General features: G+C 73.8%; 1 protein-coding gene. It reads right to left on the bottom strand.

What is annotated here, in order from left to right:
* Positions 1 to 923, bottom strand: a 923-nt coding sequence (locus CCN33_RS28320; protein WP_086696269.1) for a sensor histidine kinase, incomplete at its 3' end; no start/stop codon positions are given.
* Positions 924 to 1,216: the final 293 nt, after the last annotated feature.

Here is a 1,216-nt window from a genome sequence, read left to right as displayed (position 1 = left end):
CTGTGCCGGACCACGTTGGTCACCGCCTCGCGCACCACCCAGCCGAGCAGCGCCTCGGTCTGCGGGGCCAGCGGCGCCCCCGACTGCCGTACCACCGGCTCCACGCTCGCCGCCGCCAGTGCCGAGCGGGCGCGGGTCAGCTCGGTGGACAGGCTGCCCTCGCGGTAACCGGTCACCGCCTCCCGGATCTCGGTCAGCGCCTGCCGGCCCACCGACTCGATGTCCCCGATCTGGGCCAGCGCCGCGTCCAGATCGCGTCCGGCCAGCCGCCGCGCGGCCTCGGACTTCACCACGATCACCGACAGGGTGTGGCCCAGCAGGTCGTGCAGATCGCGGGAGAAGCGCAGCCGTTCCTTCTCCACCGCCCGCCGTGCCAGCTCCTCGCGCGCGGCCCGCAGTTCGCGCACCGCCTCCGACAGGCTGAGGATCGCCGCCGTGACCATGCAGGACAGGAAGGTCGCGTACCCGATGTTCGGCGCCTCCCGCCAGCCTTCGCGCAGACCCGCGAGGACCGCCGCGTACGCCGCGAGCAGCAGGCCGGTCCTGCCGAGGTGCCGGCCGCGCAGGGTGGCGCCGGTGGCGAGGCCGAGCAGCGGGAAGAACAGCAGCCAGTTGCCGCCGTAGCCGACCGCGAGCCCCGTGGTCACCAGGCCCATGGCCAGCAGGGCCAGCCGGGTCGACAGGGACTGACGCTTCTCGCGGTCGAAGGCGCGGAACGTGACGTAGACGTACAGGGAGTTGAAGACGAGCAGGCCCAGGCCGCCGATCCACGGGTTCTCCGCCTTGCCCTGGAGCAGGTTGGAGAACGAGCCCAGCCCCATCAGCAGCCAGGGCAGCAGTGCGAAGCCGGTCGGCGGGGGCCCCGCGTGGCCGGCACCCCGCGTACACCTCGCCGAGCGCCGCCGCCGCGCCCACCACGTCATGTCCGTGCCCTTCGGCCTCTCCCGCTCCACCGCGCCCGGCCGGTCGGCGGGACGACGCTCCAGGGTAGGGAACGGGAACCGTCGCCCGCGCCGGGCGGATCGCGTCTGTGTCATGTCTACGACGTTAGGAGCGGAGCGCCGCCGCGGGCAGAGGCGTACGTACGGACTCCGGCAGTACAAATGTCACGGCCGGCCATGACGAAGGGGCGGGGTGCGAGCCGTGTGGCCCGTACCCCGCCCCTCGCCGTACTCGATCAGACAGCCGTCCCGGCGGTCCCGCCGCCCGGGCGGCG

It is taken from the genome of Streptomyces recifensis, from assembly GCF_002154615.1.
Classification (GTDB): Bacteria; Actinomycetota; Actinomycetes; order Streptomycetales; family Streptomycetaceae; genus Streptomyces; species Streptomyces griseoluteus.
Note: the sequence above shows the minus strand (reverse complement) of the source record. Positions and strands in the feature narration are given on the sequence as shown.